This is a genomic window from Bacillus sp. GW821-FHT01G09, from assembly GCF_059422205.1.
Window position 1 is genome coordinate 496,105 of the sequence record NZ_JBWKWL010000004.1, and the last position, 22,492, is coordinate 518,596.

Consider the following 22,492-nt stretch of genomic DNA (forward strand, 5'->3'; position numbering starts at 1 on the left):
TTATACTTAAATCAGTCAGGAGGGATAAAGTTGAATGATTTTGAAAAAAACGTTCAAAGCAAACGAAATGATGCTGTAGATTCAGCTGTTGGTTTTGTTGTGTCCTTCGGATTTTTCGCCTTCTTGTTTGTCATGGCAACGGTTATTCACCTAGTTGGTTCATAACAGCGACTGCCCGGGCTGCTGATTTCTCGGCAGTCTTTTTTAGTTCGTCTCTGTTATATCTGATGTATCATATGGAGGATAGACAGAAAAGGTTCCAACTCTGTTTTTGTATCTATATTGGATCGTTCCGTTTTGATCTGTTCGCAGCACGCGGATAGAATGTCTCTGTAATAGTTGCAGAACTTCTTGATGAGGATGATGGTACCGATTGTTTTTCCCGGCTGAGATAATGGCCGTTTTCGGCTGAAGCTGTTGGATGAATTCTTCACCGGTAGAGCCTTTGCTCCCATGGTGCCCCACCTTTAAGACATCTGCTTTAATATTTGGAAACACGTTCATCACCTCCTGTTCCCCTTCTTTCTCCAGATCACCTGTCAAGATCCAGCTCATACCGCCGGTCTCCATCCACAGAACGAGAGAGGAATTATTTTTGCTTGCAGGATCAGGTGCTTCAGGTGACAGTACATGGAACTGCAAATCCTTTATTTGCAATACATCGCCTCGCTTCACCTCTTCAATTGTCACTCCCTCTTCTCTGGCTGTCTGAACCACTTTCTCATCTTTAGGTTCAGAAACGAACCCTTTCGGAATCATGAGACGCTTTACTTTATGATGCTTCAGCAGAGTCTCCGCCTCTCCAATATGATCTTGGTCAGCGTGCGTCAGAATTAAAGCATCAAGCTGTTTGATTCCCTTAGCAGTTAAAAACGGAATCAGCACCTTTTCCCCCAGTGAAAACGGATGCTGTTTTTCGCGCCAAGGCTCTGACGAGTAAGACAAAGTGCCGCCGGTATCAATTAAGACATGACCCCGCTGATGCGGAGCACCTACATACATGCTGTCACCCTGCCCAATATCTAGCATATCCACTTCTCCTTCGGAACTAAGACGCGGATACACAAAGAGCAGAAACAGCACCGTGCAGCAAATGCCGCCGGTTACCATCAACTGCGACAAGGAGCGTTTTTCAATTGCCATAAGCAATAGGATGATCGTGACCGTGAATAAAAAAAGCAAAACAGGTGCAGGATGTGCGATCATAATCGTGAACACATCAACATCTGCAATGTTTGTGATTAGCCTATTGGTCCAGCTTATCAATAAATCAAACCAGCTGAAAAACAATCTCCCAAACGAAGCGGAAAGACTTAATAGAAGAACACCTGCTACAGCTCCCGGCAAAATACAGAAGGTATAAAATGGTACCATCAACATATTCATCGGTACGCTAATTATAGAAAACTGATGAAAATGATACAGGAGAATCGGAAGCGAGCCCAGCTGAGCGATGAGTGATACAATTGTCAGCTGTCCCAAGGAGGTTTTAACCTGCTGAAAAATAGAAGAGGATAGAATTAAAGAAAAACTGACGGCGAACGATAGCTGAAAACCGGCTTCAAAGAGATGATAAGGATTGAAGAGCAGAAGGACGATGTATGAAAGGCAAATTGCAGTTGCAGAGTGGACACGCCATTTGACAAGACTTCCAGCTAAGTAAACACCCGACATGAGAGCGGCGCGTAGCACTGAAGGAGCAGCGCCGGTCAACATCACATAGAACGGCAGAAATAACAGCAACAGAATTGACGCCTTCTCTCTAGTTATACCAAGGCGGATCATGATATAAAACAAACCTGCTGTCAAAATCCCCACATGGAGTCCTGATATTGCCAAGAGATGGACAACACCAAGCTTTTGATACGCGGTAAGCACTTCATCCTCCACATAAAATCTGTCACCAACTGTAAGTGCCTGTACAATCCCTGCCGAATCAGGAGGCAGAAGGCTGTTTGTGAATGATATGATATGTTTTCTCAAACTGAGCACCTTGTACTTGAAATTTTCAGGTTCGCTGCAGTTTTGGATAGACGTGACAGAGTAGTTCCAATGAATATGCTGCCGATAGAGATACTCGTTATAATCAAATGCACCCGGCACAGTTGCGTGTTTCGGTTCTTCTAATGTACCAGTCAATTCACATGACATTCCTGGTTCTATGTATAACAGCTGTTCTTTTTCACCAGCAGACTGAATGCGATACGCAGCAGCCCATTTTTCCTTATCAGGTGTCTCAACCATCATAGACATACGGTCGCCGTCAATTTTGGGAATAGTGTCAATCACTGCCTTGAATTGATAAGTTCCCTGCCGATAGGAAGAGACATTCTGAGAATCTGTGACTGCATACAGTACAAAAAACAATATAAAAGAGAAGAAACAAACAATAATAAGAAAAGCGTGCCTCGTTTTGATTAAAATGATGAGGAGAAGGAGGATGAAAAGAAAAATAGCGGGGAAATAAGCGGCGGCAGTAATTCCAACCGTTGCCGAAGCTGCCGCCATAGGCAATAACAAACGCGAATTACGCATTCATCACACGTAGCTCGTGAAAAGTGTATTCGCCTGTTCATGTATCTTTTTCAATTCTTCCTCCGCTAAACCGGCATCGGCCAATTTCCCTATAAGACCCGCTACAAATGAAAGCTTTTCTCTGTTTTTCAGATCAACGATCATTTCATCGAGTTCAACCTGTTCAACAGTTACACCCGCCTGTTCAAATAATTCCTGCGCATACGGATGTGTTTTGTAATCCTCAGCATAATAAACCGTTTTGATACCAGCTTGAATAATAGATTTGCAGCATTGAATGCACGGATAATGCGTCACATAAATCTCCGCTCCATCAGTCGGCACCCCAAACTTAGAACATTGAAGAATCGCATTCATTTCAGCGTGAATCGTTCTTGCACAATGATCATCTATCATTAAGCATCCTTCATCTGCACAATGTACGCCGCCCGCGATTGACCCGTTGTAGCCTCCTGCTATCATGCGTTTGTCTCTGACTATAGTAGCGCCGACAGATAATCTCGGACATGTGCTGCGCAGCGCCAATAAATGGCTTTGAGCCATAAAGTATTGATTCCATGAAATTCGTTCCACGTTGTTCCCTCCAAATGTTGTATTGCCTGACCTTTAGTTTACCTATCATAATGCATGACCGTCAAATCACTTTACTGTAATGGAAGACTTTATTTTCTCAAATGACTTTTCACCTATTCCTGAAACCTTAGTGATATCTTCAATTGTTTGGAAACGACCGTTTTCTTCCCGGTATGCAATAATAGCTTCAGCTTTGGATGGCCCCACCCCTGAGATGCCTTGTAACTCCTCTAAGGTTGCTGTATTGATATTCACCAGCGCTCCCTTCCCTCCATCGCTTTGGACAGACCCTCCACCACCACCTTGCTGCACTGCTGTTTCCTCTCCCTTTTTCGGGATGTACACCACTGTCCCGTCCTGCAGAATCTCCGCCAAATTTACTTGCGCTTCGTCTGCTTGTTCACTGGTCCCGCCCGCTTTCTCAATTGCCTGAGATACTCTGTCCCCTGTTCGCATTTCATAAACGCCAGGATGCTGAACAGCACCTTTGATGTCTATCACAATTATTTCGTTTGACTCGTCGTTGTTTGCTTCCTGCTTTACCACTGTATTTTCTGCCTCTGTTGGTGCAGCTTGCTTCACCGGCTCTTTATTTTTCCCTGTGGCCAGAAAGATCATAATCGTTGTGAAAACAGCCGCAGAAGCCGCTAAAATAATTGCTTTCTTATGCTGATTCAACCAATTCATCGTGCATGTTCCCCGCTTTCGTCATATTTTATTTTCATAACACATATGGTTTAGAGGATAATAGCTCAAAGGAGGGGAAACCATTGAAGATAGGCTTTATCGGCACAGGAAATATGGGTACGATCCTTATCGAATCATTTATTGAATCAAAAGCAGCCGATCCCTCAAACATGACAATCACAAACCGCACAATTGAAAAAGCGTTACACATAAAAAACCGCTACAACAGCATAAACGTTACCGAAAGTCTCGAAAAGCTCGTTTCTGAGAACGAGATGATTTTTATTTGTGTTAAGCCGCTTGATATATATCCTTTACTGGCAAGAGCGCTACCTTATTTAAGAAAAGATCATATTCTCATTTCAATTACAAGCCCCGTTCAAACCGAACAGCTCGAACAATATGTGCCGTGTCAAGTGGCGCGAGTGATCCCAAGTATTACGAACAGAGCGCTGGCAGGTGTTTCTCTCGTCACGTTCGGCACAAGCTGCGGCGAATCTGCAAAAGCGAAAATCAATGAGCTGATGCAGCATATCTCTCATCCGCTGCAAATTGAAAGTGACATCACAAGGGTTGCATCAGACATCGTAAGCTGCGGCCCCGCTTTTATGAGCTATCTGATCCAGCGGTTTATAGATGCAGCTGTTTCGGAGACATCAGTGTCTAAACAGGACGCGATTTTGATGTGTAAGGAAATGCTTGTCGGAATGGGAAAACTGTTAGAAACCGAATTGTATACCCTGCCTGCATTACAGGAAAAGGTTTGCGTTAAAGGCGGTGTAACAGGAGAAGGCATTAAAGCGCTGGAAAGCGGTGTGCAGGATATGTTTCACCGGGTATTTCAAAATACTCATATGAAGTACGAGGAGGATATTTCCGCAGTGAAAAAGCAGTTTCATGTGTAGACGAGTATGTCATACTTTCGTCTGTACTGCAAAAGCATAAAAAAGCATTTTAAAAAACCATCGTTTTAAGAAACGATGGTTTTTGATTTCTGCGCCTTGAAAAAGAGGCGTTCTGATTGTGCTGATGGCTCGGTATCCGTAAAATCAGCTGTCACGCGATGGAGCTGAAAGCCGCAGTTCTTAAGCATTTCTTCGTATTCTTCCACCGGGAACGTTCTTTGCTCGTGTGTCTCATCAAAACGATCATACGCTTCTCCGTTCCACACAAAAAACGACATATCATGAATGACAGAAAGCTCGTCACTTCCGGCAAAGCTCTGCCAAATATAGCTGATATCTTCGTCCTGGTCAGCAAATGTGCTATCCGGAAAGACTTCCGCAATTTTAAAAGATGAATGAACATCAAACAGCAGAATGCCTTCAGGCTTTAATACCCGAAAAACACTGTTAAAGGTTTCGATCACATCATTTTTTGTTTTCAAATAATTTAATGAGTCACAGCATATCACAACAGCGTCAAACTGACCGTCAAAGCCGGTAATCTCTCTCATATCCTGCTGAAGAAATAAAATAGGCTGGCTACTCGATACCTTTTGCTGGGCGAAAGAAAGCATCTCTTCGCTGAGATCGATGCCTGTAACCTCGAAGCCTTTTTCGGCAAGCCGGATGGAGATTTCCCCCGTGCCGCATGCCAGATCGAGAATACGACCTTTTTCCGGGAGAGATGCTTCAATCCAATTTGTCCATTGATCGTAAGGCGCGTGTGACATTAACTCGTCATACACGCTTGCAAAGCCTTGATAAATCATTGATTCATTCCAAAGTCAAGATCTGCGAGCGGAGCGTCTCCCCACAGCTTTTCAAGGTTGTAGTAGCTTCTTTCGTCCTTGTGGAAGACATGGACAATTACATCGCCTAGATCAACGAGAACCCATCTTGCTTCATCAAAGCCTTCCATCTTTTTGACTTGAATGCCGTTTTCATCAGCCTGATCCTTGATTTCACGGGCAATCGCCTGTACCTGTTTATCTGAATTTCCGTGGCAGATCAGAAAATAATCAGCAACCAGAGAAATACCTTCCATATCCAGTGCTAAAATATCCTCTGCCCGTTTATCGTCGCAAGCCGCAGCTGCGATCTTTAAAATGGACTTTTGGTTCATTCACAAATTCCTCCTGTTCAGCTGCCAGACACAAGCCAGTTATATGTTAAAAATGTGTCTGGAAAAACCGGTTGATTTTTTTTCATAAGAAAAACCATTGTATTTTTAATGGACTGAATCAGCGCTTGATTCAAATCTGTCTCAGCAAGCTTACGCACCTCATCGACACCGGGAAATGCCCGATTTGGCTCAATGTAATCGGCAACGTAAATGACTTTTTCTAAAAGTGTCATGCCGGGGCGCCCTGAGGTATGATACCTAATGGCGTCAAGAATGTCTTCATCTTGAACCCCTGCCTCTCTTTGGACCAAATAAGCTCCGACCGGAGCGTGCCAGAGCTCCGGATTATGATCCAATAAATGCGCAGGCATTTTTTCTCGCGCAATAATTTGTTTCATTTCTTCTTTCGGGCGGAATTTGGCGTAATCATGAAAGATTGCCGCTGTTTCCGCTTTTTTAGAATCGGCTCCAAAACGCTCCGCAAGTTCGATCGCCGTGTTCATCACGCCAACCGTATGGATATATCGGTGTTCGGTCAATTGCTGCTTCACGCATGCAAGTGCCTCCTCACGATTCATATAAACCATTCTCCTCTACATACTTCTTCACTTTATCAGGGATTAAGTAGTCAGTGGGCTTCTTGCTTTTAAACCGTTCCCTTATCATAGTTGATGATACCTCAAATTCCGGAACGTCTGCAAAGAGAAGCGGATAAGGGGTTTCAACATGAAAACCGGGGCGCTTTACTCCAATAAATTGAATGAGGTTCAGCAGCTCGTCCAGCTTATACCATTTCGGCAAATATTCAATCATATCAGCGCCGATAATAAAGAACAGCTGATCATTTGGATAACGCTGCTTCAGTAAAGAAACGGTATCAAAGGTATATGACGGTCCTTCTCTTTCCATTTCAACAAGCTCCAGCTTAAAGGACGGATTAGATTGAATTGCAAGCTTTAGCATTTCCACGCGATGAAAGCTGTCGGTATAGTCTTCGTTCTGTTTATGCGGCGGAATTTGATTAGGCATAAACCAAATTTCATCAAGCCCTGCCTGGTACAGCACCTCATTCGCCATTAAGAGGTGACCATTATGCGGAGGGTCAAACGTGCCTCCGAAAATTCCGATTTTCTTCATTTCAACCACCTTTAAGGAAGCTCGATTTGTTTATTTTCCTTTGATTCCTTATATAACACAATCGTATTGCCGATTGTCTGCACCAATTGAGAGCGGCTTCCTTTTACAAGAGCTTCCGCTACATCGTTTTTATCCTCTTCGCAATTCTGAAGCACGCTGACTTTAATGAGCTCTCTCGCTTCAAGTGCCTCAGCAATTTGTTTAATCATGTTGTCGTTTACTCCGCCTTTACCTACTTGAAAAATCGGCGTTAAATGATGCGCTTTTGAACGCAAAAAACGTTTTTGTTTACCTGTTAACATTCTGTTCCTCCTAATTTTCCTATTACAATGGATCTCATTTTTTCAATATTAGGCTCTTGTCCAGTCCACAATTGGAAAGACAATGCTGCCTGTTCAACAAACATGCCCACACCGTCGAGTGTTTTCAAGCCTTTTTGGCTTGCTTCTTTTAAAAGGGCCGTCTGTATTGGATTATACACGATATCACATACGACGGCACTGCTCGCGGCACGCTGTAATGAAAGCGGCACATCGTCCACGTTCGGATACATGCCCACAGACGTTGTATGGATGATAACATCATACTGCTCAAGACGTTCTTCTGCTTCTTTTATGCTTAATACTTCTTTATTGTGAAACGAGGGAGTAGCTTCTGTAAGCCGCTTTGCTTTTTCTAACGTCCGGTTGCAAATGTCAAATTTTTTCGGGGTATTTCGGACAATTGTTGTAAAAATGGCTCTCGCCGCTCCGCCAGCGCCGATCATTAAGAATGACAGTTCAGAGATGGGCTTGTCTAATACCTTCATTAATGACTTCACGAAGCCTTCCCCATCGGTATTGTATCCGACAAGCTTATCTCCCTCTCTTCTGACCGTGTTTACGGCACCGAGCACTTTTGCACTCTCATCAATATGATCCAGATAATCCATAATGGAAACCTTGTGCGGAACAGTCACATTGATTCCTTGTACGCCTAGAGCTCTTATTCCTTTTACCGCATCCTCCAGATCATTCCCTTCTACCTTGAAGGCATGATAATGTCCGTCAAGCCCGAGGTCTTTCAATGATGCGTTATGAATATCAGGTGACATAGAATGGCCAATCGGATTTCCGATAACCCCGTACAGCTTTTTCATCCTCCTCTCCCCTTTTCTTAAATTAATGAACGCCGAACAAATACATGAACGCCTTTTGGCGCGTATGCAGTTACCTTTTTATCGGCGTCATGGACAGTAACCCAGCCTAACCCAGAGAAAACGATATCTGTCTTTTTGTCTTTTATCGTAAACGTATGGGCGACCAATTCCGGAAACTCATCCATTTCATCTTTACCCGGAGGTGTGAGCAATTCCCCTGCATGCTTTTCATAAAGCGCGTCTGCATTTTCAAGTTTTGTTCTATGAATCATCAGCTCATTCGGCATATAGCAAATAAAAGGAGATCTTTCCCCAGACACATAATCAAACCTTGCAAGTCCGCCAAAATACAGTGTTTGCTGATCATTAAGCTGGAATGTGCGAGGCTTCAGCTCCTTTTTAGGAGATAATATTTTCAGATCCTTTTTATTGACATAATGCGCCATTTGATGGTTGTTGATAATTCCAGGTGTATCATAAAGCGATGAACCGTCATCCAGCGGGATTTCAATCGCATCAAGGGTTGTGCCAGGAAATTGGGATGTTGTAATAATATCTTCTTCACCTGACACTTCTTTAATAATCCGGTTAATAAAGGTTGACTTTCCTACATTTGTACATCCGACAACATAGACGTCTTTTCCGTTGCGGTAATGCTCAATCGCGTCAATTACTTCTCTGATTCCCTGGCCGCGTCCCGCACTGACCAAAAATACGTCAACCGGTTTTAAGCCAAGCTCTTTCGCTTCACGCTTCATCCATTGGATCAGACGCTCTCTTTTCAGTGACTTAGGCAAAATATCCGCTTTATTGCCAACTAATAAGATAGGGTTTCCCCCCACCAAGCGCTGCAGCCCATTAATCCAGCTGCCGTTAAAATCAAAAATATCAACAATTTTTACGACAAGAGAGTCCGTTTCTCCAATACCGTGAAGAATGTTCAAAAAATCATCATCAGTTAAGGAGACATCTTGTATTTCATTATAGTTTTTCAGTCTGAAGCAACGCTGGCAAATCACATTTTCTTTCGTAAGTGATGCAGGCGGCGCGTACCCCAAACCTGTTTTGTCCTCGGTTTGGATCGTAACTCCGCACCCGATACAAACAACCTTTTCCATTTCTTACTCCTCCCACTGAATGTGCCCTTTTCGTTTGAGAGCACTCAGTATTCTGCGTTCGACCTGGCGGTTAAAGCGCGTAATGAATCCGTCAGAGGAAGCGACTGGCACGACCAAAATCGTATGGTAGCCGTTTCGGTTTCCCCCGAGTACATCGGTCAGCAGCTGGTCTCCGATGACAACGCAGTCCTCTTTTTTCAGCTCCATATTGCGCACCGCTCTATTAAAGGCTTTACCCATCGGTTTTCTGGCTTTATAGATGAATGGGATTCCAAGCGGTTCTGAGAAAAGTTTCACTCTTCTTTCGTTATTATTAGAGACAATTGTCACTTTAATGCCGTGTTCCTTCATTTCTTCAAACCACTCGATCAATCGCGGCGTCGCGTTCGGCCTGTCCCATTCAACAAGCGTATTATCCAGGTCAGTAATAATTCCTTTTACATTTCGTTCCTTTAATTTCTCAGGTGTAATATGAAAAATATTTTTTACAAACTCGTCAGGTAAAAAAAACTTTTTTAACAAAACCCGCACCCTTCCCTTTTTTCTTTCTCTCAAAATGATTGTCGAAAAAAATCGAACTTGCGCCTAAATAAAAACTGAGCAAAAAAATTTCGACAAAAATTGGGTTTCTTCACCAGGTGTGGATAAATTTACACACACTATCCACTCTTATTACATCACTCTTTAGACAAATTATAAACACGATACTCACAAGTTATCCACTTTTTGGTGTGGATAACAGAACGATTGTTCTTATATGCATTTCATGGTAGATTAAAGATAACTTCAACCTCAGATGAACGCAACTTATCATTGTATGCGTTAAAATCATGAATGATTCCAACTTTTAAGGAGGTGCCTCTCCCATTAATTGGGTTCCTAGCATGAGAAAACTGTCTGATGAATTACTAATAGAATCTTATTTCAAAGCCACCGAAATGAATTTAAACCGTGACTTTATCGAGTTAATTGAAAACGAAATAAAAAGAAGATCGCTCGGACATATTATTTCCGTATCTTCTTAATAGGAATTTGTCTATTTTTTCCGGGCGTATTTCCTTTTTTTACTCAGATGACTGATATTATATCACTTTGGCTGCGCGCTTTACTACTATTTTCAGCAAAAAACACCCCTAAAAAGAGGTGTTTTAAAGGGCCGGTTATTATGCTAACCAGTATATGCCGCCCACAACCAGGAGAACAACAACTAAAACAACAATAAAAGCGTATCCATATGCTCTGCCTGCGCCATACATGTGAAGCGCCTCCTTAATAAGGTTTTATAACAGCCTATGTAGGAGAAATAAATCGGACTAGGCGGTTGTCCGGCTCAACGCTGCAGGATCTGCCCATCTTGTATTCCTTCATATACGATCCTTGCCCCTTTAGGTGTCATATGATTTCCAGAAGGATCTATAAGACCAGATTGGATAAGCGCTTCATCAGTTGCTTTTCCGCCGTCTGCTTCTATAAAATGCTTCCAGTTATCTACAAGAGGGACATCCAGGCGCTTCGACACATCTCTTGTAATATCGTTATATGAGTTGTGCCATTTCCTTGCTCCGCCTTTTGGTTCAAAAGCAGCTGCTTGATATCTGGAATAGTAAAACAAATGATGCTTCCCATTACCTTCTATAATTGGGATACACGTCATTAAGATTGGCTTGATTCCGTGTTTTCTGCTTTCTTCAATAAAATAAACCAGATTTTCTCTAAAACGCTGCTTCGACACTCTCGGTTTCCCCTCAGTCAGTATGGCAGCGTCATTGGTGCCGAACATAATAAACAAATACTTCGGTTTTTGATCCAGCACATCTGTCTGAAATCGGAGACGGGCATCCTCTGTCGTCTGTCCGCCGATTCCCGCATTGAGTATGTCAAGGTTACCGCGCTCAGCTGTTTTTAATATATTGACCCACTGCTGTGCTTTTGGATAATCGCGATAATCCCAATTAGAGCCACGCGTATTGCTGTCACCAAATGCTACAACGTCTTCGTATCCCCTTCCCTCGCATCCTGCTGTAACGAACAGCAGAAGGAAAAGGATGATAAAATGTTTCATCTTTACACCCCCAAAAGCCTCACCTTAATGTTATACCTCTGTTTCTCTTCGTTCAATGAAGAGTTTTTCGCTATCACTGTTTTTTCCTATAGTTAACGTGTCCCCCTCAGTGAATATCATTCTGCTTTCATTGCGGCGCAGCTGATGATTTTTTAAAATTCCCTTCTTTCCAATCTGAAAAACACACAAACCAAAGAAAAGAAAATAACCTGGATCCGCACTGGAAACAGGTTATCCGTTAAATCCTGCATTTACTTTAACTTCGATTTAAGCTTGGCCTTTGTTTTTGGCCCATAAATCCCGTCTGCAGTTAATCCGTTCATGAGCTGAAAACGCTTGACGGCATTCGCTGTTTTCGGTCCGTAAACTCCATCTATGCCATTGTTTTTGGCTCCCTTATCAGGGTAAAAGTGAAGTGCAGCTAAAGCCTTTTGCAGCTGGAGAATGTTTGTGCCCTTTCGATAAGGCGAAGTGAGCTTTATAACCCCAGACGGCAGAGGATATGATGGTAAAGGTTCTTTTGGAGGTGTATCCGAGGAAGAAATTCCGTTTATAAAAGAGTTCCAGTGGTTCAAGAGTTTCCGCGGACATTCTTTCCCAGACCATTTTTTGTGGGGAACAACACGATTTAACGGAATATTGTTTTCCTTCATCAGCTTTCTGATCAGCCACTGGGCATTTGATGTTGCTTTTTCAAAATCGCCATCAGCATTTTCGCAGATTTCAATCCCGATCGATTTGCGGTTTCCTGTCCCGTTTGTACCGTCTCCCGCATGCCAGCCGTTTTCATCTATCGGGAGATGCTGATAAATGACTGAATCGTCAACTGTAAAATGCCAGCTTTCGGATGTGCTCGGGTTTTTTACAAAATTGGCGTGCATTTTCGCATCAGCGCCTTTTGCTGTATTCGCTGTATTATGCACCGTAATATAAGCAGGCGTCATCGCATAGCCAGGACGATTATCATTTGATACCGGTATAAAATCCTTTTTTATGGTTACCATTTCTATCCCTCCCTATTATTAAGAATGCAGAAAACAGAGAGATGGACAGCCTTTTTTATGAGGTAAAAAAGAATTGTGTTCTCAACCTGGTTTTCAGTTGAACCGCTGAAATGGCACCAGTTATACTAATTTAGATGACGGAGGTTTTGGCTCCTGACATCACCTAAGTTGGGAGTGACCATAGACATGTTAAAAAAAGTAATAGGTATACTTGTGATTATTGCTATCATTGCAGTCGGTTTTTTTCAGAAAGAAGCTTGGCTTGATGCAATCAAAGCAGGAGGGATGTTTTCCGTTTTATTTAGTATGCTGCTGATTGCTGCCGATGTTTTTTTCCCAATAGTGCCGTTTGCTTTGATTGCTGCTTTAAATGGCGCAGTGTTCGGGACTGCAAATGGAATTTGGATTACACTGACCGGCTCAATGCTTGGTACAATATTGCTGTTTTTTCTCGCCAGGTACAGTTTTAGAGATTGGGCCAGAAAAAAAGTTCAGGCCTATCCTGCCATACAGAGCTACGAGGCTTCCTTCAACAAAAACGCTTTTACCGCTGTTTTATTAGGAAGGCTGATACCTGTCATACCTTCACTTGTAATGAACGTGATCTGCGGGCTGAGCCAAGTTCGCTGGCATGTTTTTTTCTTTGCGTCTTTAATAGGGAAAATCCCCAATATTGTTGTTGTCACTATTGCAGGTGCCAATTTCACCAGCAATAAATTATTGTCTATCAGCATTTACGGTACATATATTCTGATCATCATGGTGGTCATTTATAAAAAGTTCCCTCATCTTCTGAAGATGCCAAAAAAATAAGGAGGCTTGTTTGGCCCCCTTACTTTTTTTCTGTCGCATGGCCTCCAAATTCATTTCGAAGCGCAGCGACCACCTTTCCTGTAAACGTATCGTCTGTTAAAGAACGGTATCTCATCATCAGTGACATGGCGATGACCGGAGTTGCCGTCTGCAGATCAAGCGCGGTTTCCACCGTCCATTTTCCTTCACCTGAGGAATGCATAATGCCCTTGATCTGATCCAGTTTCGCATCCTTAGAGAAAGCTCGCTCAGTCAGTCCCATAAGCCAAGAACGAATGACAGAACCATGATTCCACACTCTGGCAACCTTCTCATAGTCAAAATCAAATTGGCTGTTTTCAAGCACTTCAAATCCTTCACCAATCGCGGCCATCATTCCATACTCAATTCCATTATGGATCATTTTTAAAAAATGTCCGCTTCCCGCTTCACCAGCGTATAGATAACCATTTTCGACGGCGGTATCACGAAAAAGCGGTTCCACAATCTCCCATGCTTCATGGTCGCCCCCCACCATAAAACAGGCTCCATGCCGTGCGCCTTCCATTCCGCCTGACGTTCCGGCATCGAGATAATGGATACCCGCTTCTTTCATTTGATTGTAGCGGCGAATTGATTCTTTATAATGAGAGTTTCCAGCTTCGATAATCATATCGCCTTTACTTAATAAAGGTGATACATCACGCAAAACAGCATCGACAATGCTATGCGGTACCATAACCCATAGGATACGCGGCGGGTCTAATAAAGAAATTAACTCTTTAAGATTCGTTGTCCCCTCAGCCCCGTATGCTTTCAGTTCATCAACAGCCGCTTGATTTACATCATATCCTACCGCTTGATGATTGCGGTCAATGAATTGCTTTCCTATGTTTATGCCCATTTTCCCTAAGCCGATTAATCCGATTTTCATATCTGTTCCTCCTGATTGTCTAAAAAGCCTTTACTCTTTATGTTCCCTTTGGATTGTATTGTGATACGCAGAAAACAAATGGGGCTTACATCGTCTGCGCATGTAAATTTTATTTTTCATGACCGACGGCGCCTGCCAGTTCTATTACTGAATCTCTTTATATCCATAATTATCGCTTTATCCTTGATTTACCATCAGTTTAAGTTAAAATATGGGAAGGATTTCGATTTTTTCAGTAAAAAGAAGGTGACATGTTGCAGAATCAATCTCATACTCTTATTGGAGTTACGAAAACCGCTGTATTCTTTTTATACGCTGCACTTGCAATCATCGGTTTTGCAATCGGGTATTTTATCCCGCAGATTGCGAAATGGGCATTATCCCTCCCGTGGATCCCTCTTGAAGGACCGCTTCGGCTCATTACCTCTTTTCAGGGATCTACAGCTGCATTTATCACTGCTCTTCTCGGTATGTGTGCGGGGATTTGGTTCGCTCATTCTGTTATTGCAATGCTGCTGTCTGTCAAAATTACAGATAACACAGTGGAATTCATCAAAGGAAAAAAAGTGCAAACAATTCATTCCGATGACATCGCTCTTGTATTTATGGATCACAAACGGCTTGTCCTCCTGGGAACAGCCGGATATGAATTGGTACGGGAAGAAATTGATGAAAAAACAGTAAACGTTGAGAAGGCCTTTAGACAGCATCATTACGAATGGGCAACAGATGGTGATCCGTTTAAAGATCAATTTCGCCGATGGATTCCTGATGCACCAGACCTATCGCAAGGCGCCCATGCCTTATTAAAAGCTCGTCACAAAGCGCTGCAGGACGAAGAAAAAGACGATATTGAAGAATTCCGTCTCGAACTGGCACAGCTGGGCATCGTTGTACGGGACGAAGGCACACGCCAATATTGGCGAAAAGCAGAAACCTATCCCCCTAAAATTCAGCACGGCGAAGGATTGTAACAACAGAGGCTCAAGAAAGAGCCTCTTCTTTATTACTGCACAATAAACAGCACTCTGGTGCCGTCAGGATAGCTGCTCATTTGATTCCCTACCCACGAGCCGGCGCCGCGATTATCAGAAGGCGTCACATATCGGACATCAGCCCCTGCGCCGCCTTCCTCGCAGACCGCCATCGGCCACTCATCCCGGTCATAGCCCGGCTTGGTCGGGATTCCCTTTAAAGATTCCTCCCGCCTTTTGTCTGCTCCATCTCTGTCAATGGTACAAATATCTGGATGTCCCTCTGCAATCGCATCTCTAATATGACTGCCGGTTTCCGGATAACGAGACAGCGGAAAATATAACACTTTGTCATACGAAGATGCGCCTTGGATCTGTTGCGGAACCATTAAACAAAGAAGAACTGCTGCAGCAAGAAACAGGCCTGCCATCCATTTTTTCATTCCCATCCCCCCATACCTTTGTTCATTTCAATGTATGGGCGCTTGATAAAGATTATTTTTAACATTTGAAGTTAGTATGCTGCTTACAAAAGCCGGACTCCCCCGCGAGAAATTTCCCGGTACAGACACAGACAGCCTCCCGGTCACATACATTTACATATAGGCTTTTGCCTACATACTTTTGTGGAGGTGACGATGGTGACAGGTGTTTTCGCAGCGCTCGGCTTTGTTGTTAAAGAGCTTGTCTTTTTAGTATCTTACGTGAAAAACAATGCCTTTCCACAACCGCTCTCAAGCAGCGAGGAAAAAAAATACTTAGAGCTCATGGCTAAAGGGGATGAACATGCCAGAAACATGCTGATTGAGCATAATCTTCGCTTGGTCGCCCATATTGTGAAAAAGTTCGAAAATACAGGTGAGGATGCAGAGGACTTAATCTCCATCGGAACGATCGGGCTTATTAAAGGAATTGAAAGCTATTCCGCTGGAAAAGGGACAAAGCTGGCGACGTATGCTGCGAGGTGTATTGAAAATGAGATTGTAATTACAAAAGGGGGGTGCATACACCCCTCTTTAATAAGTTTCAATATATACGGTGTCAGAATCCACAACGGTAACTTCTTTCACGATAAAGTTAACAATTGTTTTTTTATCTTCAAGAGTTAAGTTATCTGCACCGATTGATTGAAAATAGTCGATGGCTCTCTTTAGAGCATTTTCACTTGAGCTTGTATCATCCAGGACTTTCATTTTTGATTGAATTTCGTTACACTTTTCAGTAAGCTGGTTTTGCTTTTTTTGCAGCTCAATAATTTGTGCTTTGATTTCATCAATATCTAAATCATCGTCATCGCTTAGGCTGATTAGCGTTAAAAGACGCTTGCGGCCTTTTTTTGTTTTCTCTATCTCTTTTTGAATAAGTTCTAATTCATCAGACAGGTGATTTGATTGTTCAATCTCTTTAAAAGAAGCATATTTTTGAGGATTGGTGATGAATTTAAAAATCTCCCCCCATACATGCCGGTTCAATTTATTCTCAGACATTTCTTTTCCGCAGCCGCGATCCTTTGCGCCAGAATAATTTTTCCGGCAAGTATATACATAGTAGTCTTTACCATGTGATTTTCTTTTCTTCCCTGTCATGGTATTTCCGCATTTTCCGCATCTAACCAAACCCGATAACAAATAATTGTGAGGGCTGATACTCAAGTGTTTTCTTTTACTTTGACCTAAGAGTTCTTGAGCATAATCCCATTGTTCGGCTGGAATAATTGCTGGAATTTTAACAGTGATTTGCTCTTCTTCAGGTCTTATTTTAATTATAGATTTGTTTCCTGCCTGTTTTGAAACATAGGAACCCTCAGTGTCATATTTATACTGTTTGTGTTCACCCTTATAAGAAGAGTTCATCAATATCTGTCGAACAACCTGCCTGTGCCATACTTTGGCGCCTTTTTTTGTTTTGACCCCCATCTGAGTTAAATGCAGAGCAATACCATTTACTCTGCCGAAAAAAGGGCTCTTATGATCAGTGAAGTAGTTGAAAATCATCCGAATAATTTTTGCTTCCTCTTCAAATATCTCAAGAGTTCTTTTCTCTTTAACAAATTTATAGCCATATAGTTTGGAATCTTTAATGATCATGCCTTTTTTCATTTTTTGAAGTCGGCCACTAGATGTTCGTTCTTTGATTTTGGCTTTTTCAAATTCCGAGATCGCTCCGCGCATAGCGAAAAATAATTGGCCTTCTGGAGAATTGGCGTATTCACCATTTACAAAAATCAAAGGTATGTTTCGCTTTCGCAATTCGTCATCAATGATAAGCTGATTCATTAATTTCCGAGAAAGACGGTCAGGATCGTAACAAATGACTTGACTTATAAGTCCCTTGCTTGCATCCTCCCTCAAGCGATTCAAAGCCGGACGTTCTAAAAGCTCTCCAGAAAATCCTTCATCTGAATACTTCAGTACATCCTTAGTCCCTGCTTTCTTTATACAGGCTTCGATCTGGCTGTCGATGCTCGATCCCTTGATCGCTTGTTCCTCGGTCGATACCCTTACATATATTGCTATCACCCTGGATCTCCTTCCTATAAAGTTTTATTAAATAATGATAGCAATCGTTAATGCATTTGTCAGCTTGCGGTCCCTCCATGATAATCACCTTCATAAAATGCATCACCCCTTGGATAATGCTATGTAATTACTGTTTGTCCTAATGAGGTGATTATAAAAGTTAGGAAGGAATCATTCTGTCTGAACATTACGATATACATATAGTATGCGAATGATAAGGTGAAGGGCGGGGTTATGATGAAAACGAGTATTATTATACTGACTTATAATCAATTGGTTTTAACAAAACAATGCTTGAAGAGCATATGGAAGCATACAATTAGTGACTGTATTGAAATAATTGTTGTAGATAACGGCTCTTCTGATGGTACATGTGACTACCTCAAACAGCTCTCTTCAATTAAAGTGATTTTTAATAAAACGAACAAAGGCTTCGCAAAAGCCTGCAATCAAGGGCTTGAAGTTGCTACAGGGGACAACATTCTTTTTTTAAACAACGATACTGTTGTAACAAGTCAATGGCTGGAGCCAATGGTCAAGCTGCTTTATCAGGATGACAAAATCGGCATGGTCGGTCCTGTAAGCAATTATGTTAGTGGACCACAGCAAATCTCGGTTGACTATACCAGCTTAGAAGAAATCGAACATTTTTCTCAGCGTCATGGTATGGAACATCGGGGCAAATCAAGAGCTGTTTTAAGGCTGGTTGGATTTTGCCTTCTTGTCAAAAAAGAGGTATTGGATAAAATCGGCGGATTTGACGAGCGTTTTGAAGTTGGTTCATTTGAAGATGATGATTTATGTCTACGCGCTCTGCAGGAAGGATATCAACTGAAGATCGCTCTTGATTCGTTTGTGCATCATCAAGGGCATGCCACATTTTCCGGCAATCCCGATTTAAACATCAGCCGGTTATATCAGGTCAACCGCCAAATATTCATAGATAAATGGAAACAGGATGTGTTGGCTTTTACAGATCCCCATCCAGAGCTGACAGCGCTTGTACCTTCCTCATCCCATTCCATCCTGCATATTGGCTGCGGTGCGGGAGCTAGTGGTATAGAGCTTCTGAACCGGCAAACCTGTACATTGTATGGAATTGAAGAGGATGCGTTGTTACGGTCAATCGCAGCAACCTATTATGAACAAGTCATTTCGGCAGATGTGGAAAGATGCAATTTTCCTTATCCAGAGGTTTTTTTCGATGCAATGATGGTAGGAGACCTTTTGAATTACTCGAACAATCCACAGCGAACAATTGAGGCTCTAGCAGGTTATCTAAAGCCTTCAGGCTCGTTGATCTGCAGCATCCCGAATACAGCTTATGCAGATACGCTGATCTCTTTATTATGCGAAACACCTTCACACAATCATTTCATCACACCTCAAAACGTAAACACACTATTTCCAACACATCTTTATGAAATAAAGTCAGTCACTACTCATTCCGCCGTTCCTGAACCAAAGATACTGCTGTTTTTACAAGAACTAAAATTTCTCTCCGGACAGTTTGGTCTGCCTTTAGATCATCCATCAAAACATGCTCATATTGATTACATGTTTGTTCATGTCATAAAGAAAAAAAATAATGAAGCGGGGGTGGCAATGTGATTTCAATCAGTTTATGTATGATTGTTAAAAATGAAGAGGCTGTTATTGGCCGCTGCTTAGATTCTGTGCGGGAGATAGCCGATGAAATCAACATTGTTGATACCGGGTCAGTTGACAAGACGAAAGACATTGTTGCTCGTTATACAGACCGAATCTTTGATTTTAAATGGATCGACGATTTTGCGGCAGCCCGAAATTTTTCGTTTCAGCAGGCAACGGCCGACTATATTTTATGGCTTGATGCCGACGACGTGTTTACCGAGAAGGATCAAAAGCTGTTGCTGGATTTAAAAAGAACGCTTGATCCACATATTGACGCAGTCTCAATGAAATATCACTTGGCGTTTGATGAAGAACATAACGTCACATCCAGCTTAAGGAGATATCGGCTTGTAAAGCGAGAAAAGGGTTTTAAGTGGATTGGCGCCGTCCATGAATATTTGGAAGTGTACGGAAACCTCCACCATAGTGAAGCGGCGGTTTCTCACATGCCACTTAGCCATGATGCAGACCGAAACCTGCGGATTTATGAAAAAATGGCTTCTTCTGGAAAGGATTTTTCGCCAAGAGATTTATTTTACTATGCGAACGAGTTGTGTGATCACGGAAAAATGGAGCAAGCGATTGAGTACTATTTACGTTTTTTACAAACGAAGCAGGGATGGGTCGAGGATAATATCAGAGCGTGCAATAAATTAGCAGACTGCTATCATTCATTGGGACTGAAGGAAAAAGAATTAAGCTGGGTGCTCCACACGCTCGTCTATGGACCGCCTAGAGCAGAAACATGCTGCAGGCTGGGATTCTCTTTTTTTGAGAAAAACGATTTTCAAAGTGCGGTCTATTGGTATGAAAAAGCAATAGAAAACAAAGGTGCGGAAAGTCTGGCTTTTCAAAATCGCACCTGCGCGACCTGGCTTCCCCACCTGCAATTAGCCGTCTGCTACGATAAACTCGGCCAGCATCAGCTTGCCTATCAGCATAATGAATCGGCATTGCAATACCGTCCCCATGATTCAAGAATGCTAGCTAACAAAAAATATTTTGAAGATATCCTTCACCAGCAAGCTAGCTCCGGAGGTGAACAGCATGGAAAACAATAAAAGGTCACTAGCTGAGTCTATGAAAGAGTATCATTTAAAAGATAAAGAGTATTACAAAGGCATCAACTGGCAGCTATTCAATCTAATAGAAACAGATGCTAAAACTATTCTTGAAGTCGGATGCGCTGAAGGCTTATTTGGCGCAGCTGTTAAGGAAAAAACGAATTGCTCCTATTACGGGATCGAGTCCTATCCACCAGCTGCCGAAAAAGCAGCTCATCGTATTGACGAAGTAATAACGGGAGACATTGAAACACTGAAGCTGCCTTTTCAAAAAAATACATTTGATCACATTATATTCGGCGATGTATTGGAACACTTAAAAGACCCGTGGACAGTTTTACGTAACCTAAAGCCTTATGTAAAAGAGACAGGAAACATTTTGGCAAGCATCCCGCATATCGGGCACATCTCAATTTTCGAGAGTCTGCTGTCCGGCAAATGGACGTATACACAGGCAGGGCTGCTCGATAAAACACACCTCCGTTTTTTTACCCTGCAGGAAATGAAAAAGATGTTTCATGAAACAGATTATAAAATCAGTCAAATTGAGCCCATTCCCTTTACAACTGACTATTATGAAAAAATGATCAGTAAACTGGCTCACGTCAGAGCATGCATGGGTATTCACTACACAGATTTTGAGGAGGAAGTCAGAGCCTATCAATATGTCATAAAGGCAGAGAAAAGATGAATCAGCATACAAATGAAAATTCAATTAGCTTCATTACATGTGTGAATGACGATACCCTTTATGATCTCTGTCTAAGACATATTCAGTCTCTTTCCGTACCGCCGCATATGAAGGTAGAATTAATTAATATCCGAGACGCAGACAGTATGGCCTCCGGCTACCAAGCGGCAATGGAGGACTCAGACTCAAAATATAAAGTGTATTTACATCAGGACACATGTATTATCAATCGTTCCTTTATTTATGATATCCTTCATGTCTTTCAGCAGAATGATGGTCTGGGCATGATAGGTGTCATAGGAGCTGAAGAAGTGCCGCAAAGCGGGATTTGGTGGGAGGCTTCTAAAAAAGTCGGAAAAGTCATTGAATACCGTAGCACGTACAGTTATTTATCATTTCAAGAAATTGATGAAACTGTGAAAACAGTTCAAGCATTAGACGGTTTATTACTGGCGACTCAGTACGATGTTCCATGGCGAAAAGATATTTTTGACGGATGGCATTTATATGATACTTCTCAATGTTTTGAGTTCAGAAAAAAAGGATATATATTGGGCATCCCTCATCAGAAAGAGCCGTGGATCTTACATGCATGCGGCAATGAGTTTGATTCAGGCCAGTATTCTTATTACCTTAAAAAATTTTTGGAGGAATATTTCGAAACATGCTAAGTCTTCATTGGGCACAACAAGAAACCTACTTTACAAAAAGTAGGTTTCTTGTATCATATGCTGAATTTAAAACAAAAGCGGAGACTTTTATTCTCTATTATTAAGGGAACCTAATAGCATTTATATCTAGATTTAGTGCGCTACTGCTGCTCACATTACTTACTGTTGTAAAGATTATTCTAACTTCATAAGAAGTTGTGCCTGTGACAGTAGCAGTATTTACAAACGTTGTAGCAATTGGAAACCTTGACGTTGTGGCTGCATTAATATTTCTTTGGACAGAGCGTATATCTACCAATACGCCGTTTCTATAAACTCTGATTTCGAAAGTAAAGTTCGAGTTAGCTGTCGTTGTAACATCCACAGAAATGGCAAGATCTAATTTTATTAATTGCCCAGTGACTGTTGGCACGCTTAAAGTCCCAATTGACGTTTCAGTACCGTTAACAGCAACTGAAACTGGTCCAGCTACCTCATTGAAAAACAGCTGCGGATTTGCCCCAGTTGAACCAGTTGGACCTGTAGCTCCAGTGGCTCCGGTTGCTCCGGTTGACCCAGTTACCCCAGTAGCTCCGGTTGCTCCAGTTGACCCTGTTGGTCCAGTAGCTCCGGTTGCTCCAGTTGACCCTGTTACTCCTGTTACTCCAGTTACTCCGGTTGCTCCGGTCACTCCTGTCGCTCCTGTCGGGCCTGTTACCCCTGTTGCCCCAGTTGATCCGGTTGGTCCTGTTGCTCCAGTTGCTCCGGTTGCTCCGGTCACTCCAGTCGCTCCTGTCGGGCCTGTTACTCCGGTTGCTCCAGTTGCCCCTGTTACTCCAGTTGGTCCTGTTGCTCCGGTTGATCCTGTTTCCCCAGTAGCTCCTGTTGATCCTG

General features: G+C 42.4%; 26 protein-coding genes and 2 pseudogenes. 11 read left to right on the forward strand and 17 right to left on the reverse strand.

Annotation, left to right across the window (positions count from 1 at the left end; all coding sequences use genetic code 11):
- Positions 1-30 precede the first annotated feature (30 nt).
- On the forward strand, positions 31-165 hold the full coding sequence (locus AC07VD_RS16230) for a YqzM family protein (protein ID WP_003229983.1): 135 nt from the start codon (positions 31-33) through the stop codon (positions 163-165).
- Between the two features lie 39 nt (positions 166-204).
- Here AC07VD_RS16230 and AC07VD_RS16235 read toward each other — a convergent pair whose 3' ends face one another.
- From AC07VD_RS16235 to comEA, 3 genes are all read right to left on the reverse strand, one after another.
- Complete coding sequence (locus AC07VD_RS16235) at positions 205-2,535, reverse strand: DNA internalization-related competence protein ComEC/Rec2 (RefSeq protein ID WP_217018207.1); 2,331 nt, start codon at positions 2,533-2,535, stop codon at positions 205-207.
- Between the two features lie 3 nt (positions 2,536-2,538).
- A complete protein-coding gene (locus AC07VD_RS16240; RefSeq protein WP_003229978.1) occupies positions 2,539-3,108 on the reverse strand; it encodes a ComE operon protein 2 in 570 nt (189 codons plus the stop codon).
- Between the two features lie 66 nt (positions 3,109-3,174).
- Positions 3,175-3,795, reverse strand: coding sequence for a helix-hairpin-helix domain-containing protein (comEA, locus tag AC07VD_RS16245; RefSeq protein WP_212130125.1), 621 nt, complete (start codon positions 3,793-3,795; stop codon positions 3,175-3,177).
- An 83-nt stretch (positions 3,796-3,878) separates the two neighbouring features.
- On the opposite strand from comEA, the gene comER reads away from it, so the two are divergent.
- A complete protein-coding gene (gene comER / locus AC07VD_RS16250) occupies positions 3,879-4,700 on the forward strand; it encodes a late competence protein ComER (protein WP_004398597.1) in 822 nt (273 codons plus the stop codon).
- Positions 4,701-4,765: 65 nt separating this feature from the next.
- Here the strand turns inward: comER and AC07VD_RS16255 are convergent, their stop codons facing one another.
- The 8 genes from AC07VD_RS16255 to AC07VD_RS16290 are packed head-to-tail and all read right to left on the reverse strand — an operon-like array spanning position 4,766 to position 9,777.
- A complete protein-coding gene (locus AC07VD_RS16255; protein ID WP_070547553.1) occupies positions 4,766-5,509 on the reverse strand; it encodes a class I SAM-dependent DNA methyltransferase in 744 nt (247 codons plus the stop codon).
- On the reverse strand, positions 5,506-5,862 hold the full coding sequence (rsfS, locus tag AC07VD_RS16260) for a ribosome silencing factor (protein WP_014477391.1): 357 nt from the start codon (positions 5,860-5,862) through the stop codon (positions 5,506-5,508). Before rsfS ends, AC07VD_RS16255 begins: the two co-directional genes overlap by 4 nt.
- Before the next feature lie 17 nt (positions 5,863-5,879).
- Positions 5,880-6,440: a bis(5'-nucleosyl)-tetraphosphatase (symmetrical) YqeK gene (gene yqeK / locus AC07VD_RS16265; protein WP_014480316.1), complete on the reverse strand. Its 561-nt coding sequence runs from the start codon at positions 6,438-6,440 to the stop codon at positions 5,880-5,882.
- The gene (locus AC07VD_RS16270) at positions 6,430-6,999 is read right to left on the reverse strand and encodes a nicotinate-nucleotide adenylyltransferase (RefSeq protein ID WP_004398676.1); all 570 of its coding nucleotides are present in this window, start codon (positions 6,997-6,999) and stop codon (positions 6,430-6,432) included. The genes yqeK and AC07VD_RS16270 overlap by 11 nt, the downstream gene beginning before the upstream one ends.
- 11 nt (positions 7,000-7,010) lie before the next feature.
- Complete coding sequence (yhbY, locus tag AC07VD_RS16275; protein WP_003226133.1) at positions 7,011-7,301, reverse strand: ribosome assembly RNA-binding protein YhbY; 291 nt, start codon at positions 7,299-7,301, stop codon at positions 7,011-7,013.
- The gene (gene aroE, locus AC07VD_RS16280; protein ID WP_494721805.1) at positions 7,295-8,137 is read right to left on the reverse strand and encodes a shikimate dehydrogenase; all 843 of its coding nucleotides are present in this window, start codon (positions 8,135-8,137) and stop codon (positions 7,295-7,297) included. Before aroE ends, yhbY begins: the two co-directional genes overlap by 7 nt.
- Before the next feature lie 17 nt (positions 8,138-8,154).
- Positions 8,155-9,255 (reverse strand): ribosome biogenesis GTPase YqeH, encoded by a 1,101-nt coding sequence (gene yqeH, locus AC07VD_RS16285; RefSeq protein WP_003229966.1) that lies wholly within the window; start codon positions 9,253-9,255, stop codon positions 8,155-8,157.
- Positions 9,256-9,258: 3 nt separating this feature from the next.
- Positions 9,259-9,777, reverse strand: coding sequence for a YqeG family HAD IIIA-type phosphatase (locus tag AC07VD_RS16290; protein WP_003226126.1), 519 nt, complete (start codon positions 9,775-9,777; stop codon positions 9,259-9,261).
- 362 nt (positions 9,778-10,139) lie between these two features.
- On the opposite strand from AC07VD_RS16290, the gene AC07VD_RS16295 reads away from it, so the two are divergent.
- Positions 10,140-10,280, forward strand: a complete 141-nt coding sequence (locus AC07VD_RS16295; RefSeq protein WP_003226124.1) for a sporulation histidine kinase inhibitor Sda — start codon at positions 10,140-10,142, stop codon at positions 10,278-10,280.
- A gap of 305 nt (positions 10,281-10,585) precedes the next feature.
- Here the strand turns inward: AC07VD_RS16295 and AC07VD_RS16300 are convergent, their stop codons facing one another.
- Positions 10,586-11,317, reverse strand: coding sequence for an SGNH/GDSL hydrolase family protein (locus AC07VD_RS16300; RefSeq protein WP_003229964.1), 732 nt, complete (start codon positions 11,315-11,317; stop codon positions 10,586-10,588).
- A gap of 251 nt (positions 11,318-11,568) precedes the next feature.
- Positions 11,569-12,321: an N-acetylmuramoyl-L-alanine amidase CwlH gene (gene cwlH / locus AC07VD_RS16305; protein ID WP_041351697.1), complete on the reverse strand. Its 753-nt coding sequence runs from the start codon at positions 12,319-12,321 to the stop codon at positions 11,569-11,571.
- A gap of 186 nt (positions 12,322-12,507) precedes the next feature.
- Between cwlH and AC07VD_RS16310 the strand changes: the two genes are divergently transcribed.
- Positions 12,508-13,134, forward strand: coding sequence for a TVP38/TMEM64 family protein (locus AC07VD_RS16310; protein ID WP_217018197.1), 627 nt, complete (start codon positions 12,508-12,510; stop codon positions 13,132-13,134).
- Between the two features lie 19 nt (positions 13,135-13,153).
- On the opposite strand, the gene gnd is transcribed toward AC07VD_RS16310, so the two are convergent.
- Positions 13,154-14,047: a phosphogluconate dehydrogenase (NAD(+)-dependent, decarboxylating) gene (gene gnd / locus AC07VD_RS16315; RefSeq protein ID WP_046160611.1), complete on the reverse strand. Its 894-nt coding sequence runs from the start codon at positions 14,045-14,047 to the stop codon at positions 13,154-13,156.
- A gap of 251 nt (positions 14,048-14,298) precedes the next feature.
- Between gnd and AC07VD_RS16320 the strand changes: the two genes are divergently transcribed.
- Complete coding sequence (locus AC07VD_RS16320) at positions 14,299-15,021, forward strand: YqeB family protein (RefSeq protein ID WP_024572277.1); 723 nt, start codon at positions 14,299-14,301, stop codon at positions 15,019-15,021.
- Positions 15,022-15,053: 32 nt separating this feature from the next.
- On the opposite strand, the gene nucB is transcribed toward AC07VD_RS16320, so the two are convergent.
- Positions 15,054-15,464 carry a sporulation-specific Dnase NucB gene (gene nucB / locus AC07VD_RS16325; protein WP_009967785.1) on the reverse strand — a complete coding sequence of 137 codons (411 nt, stop codon included), beginning with the start codon at positions 15,462-15,464 and terminating at the stop codon, positions 15,054-15,056.
- Between the two features lie 195 nt (positions 15,465-15,659).
- Here nucB and AC07VD_RS16330 point away from each other — a divergent pair.
- Positions 15,660-16,010: pseudogene (locus AC07VD_RS16330) on the forward strand (sigma-70 family RNA polymerase sigma factor); the annotation flags it as partial.
- Positions 16,011-16,037: 27 nt separating this feature from the next.
- Here AC07VD_RS16330 and spoIVCA read toward each other — a convergent pair.
- Positions 16,038-17,498: a site-specific DNA recombinase SpoIVCA gene (spoIVCA, locus tag AC07VD_RS16335; protein WP_494721843.1), complete on the reverse strand. Its 1,461-nt coding sequence runs from the start codon at positions 17,496-17,498 to the stop codon at positions 16,038-16,040.
- Positions 17,456-17,634 (reverse strand): annotated as a pseudogene (locus tag AC07VD_RS16340) (hypothetical protein). The gene spoIVCA and the pseudogene AC07VD_RS16340 overlap by 43 nt, the downstream one beginning before the upstream one ends.
- 140 nt (positions 17,635-17,774) lie before the next feature.
- Between AC07VD_RS16340 and AC07VD_RS16345 the strand changes: the two are divergent.
- The 5 genes from AC07VD_RS16345 to AC07VD_RS16365 all read left to right on the forward strand — a co-directional run.
- Positions 17,775-19,151 (forward strand): glycosyltransferase, encoded by a 1,377-nt coding sequence (locus AC07VD_RS16345; protein WP_101502473.1) that lies wholly within the window; start codon positions 17,775-17,777, stop codon positions 19,149-19,151.
- The gene (locus AC07VD_RS16350) at positions 19,148-20,254 is read left to right on the forward strand and encodes a tetratricopeptide repeat-containing glycosyltransferase family 2 protein (protein ID WP_101502474.1); all 1,107 of its coding nucleotides are present in this window, start codon (positions 19,148-19,150) and stop codon (positions 20,252-20,254) included. Before AC07VD_RS16345 ends, AC07VD_RS16350 begins: the two co-directional genes overlap by 4 nt.
- Positions 20,241-20,948, forward strand: coding sequence for a class I SAM-dependent methyltransferase (locus tag AC07VD_RS16355; RefSeq protein WP_101502475.1), 708 nt, complete (start codon positions 20,241-20,243; stop codon positions 20,946-20,948). The genes AC07VD_RS16350 and AC07VD_RS16355 overlap by 14 nt, the downstream gene beginning before the upstream one ends.
- Positions 20,945-21,619 carry a glycosyltransferase family protein gene (locus AC07VD_RS16360; protein WP_101502476.1) on the forward strand — a complete coding sequence of 225 codons (675 nt, stop codon included), beginning with the start codon at positions 20,945-20,947 and terminating at the stop codon, positions 21,617-21,619. The genes AC07VD_RS16355 and AC07VD_RS16360 overlap by 4 nt, the downstream gene beginning before the upstream one ends.
- Positions 21,620-21,987: 368 nt before the next feature.
- Positions 21,988-22,492: hypothetical protein (locus AC07VD_RS16365; RefSeq protein WP_494724396.1), on the forward strand; the 505-nt coding region annotated here is incomplete at its 3' end.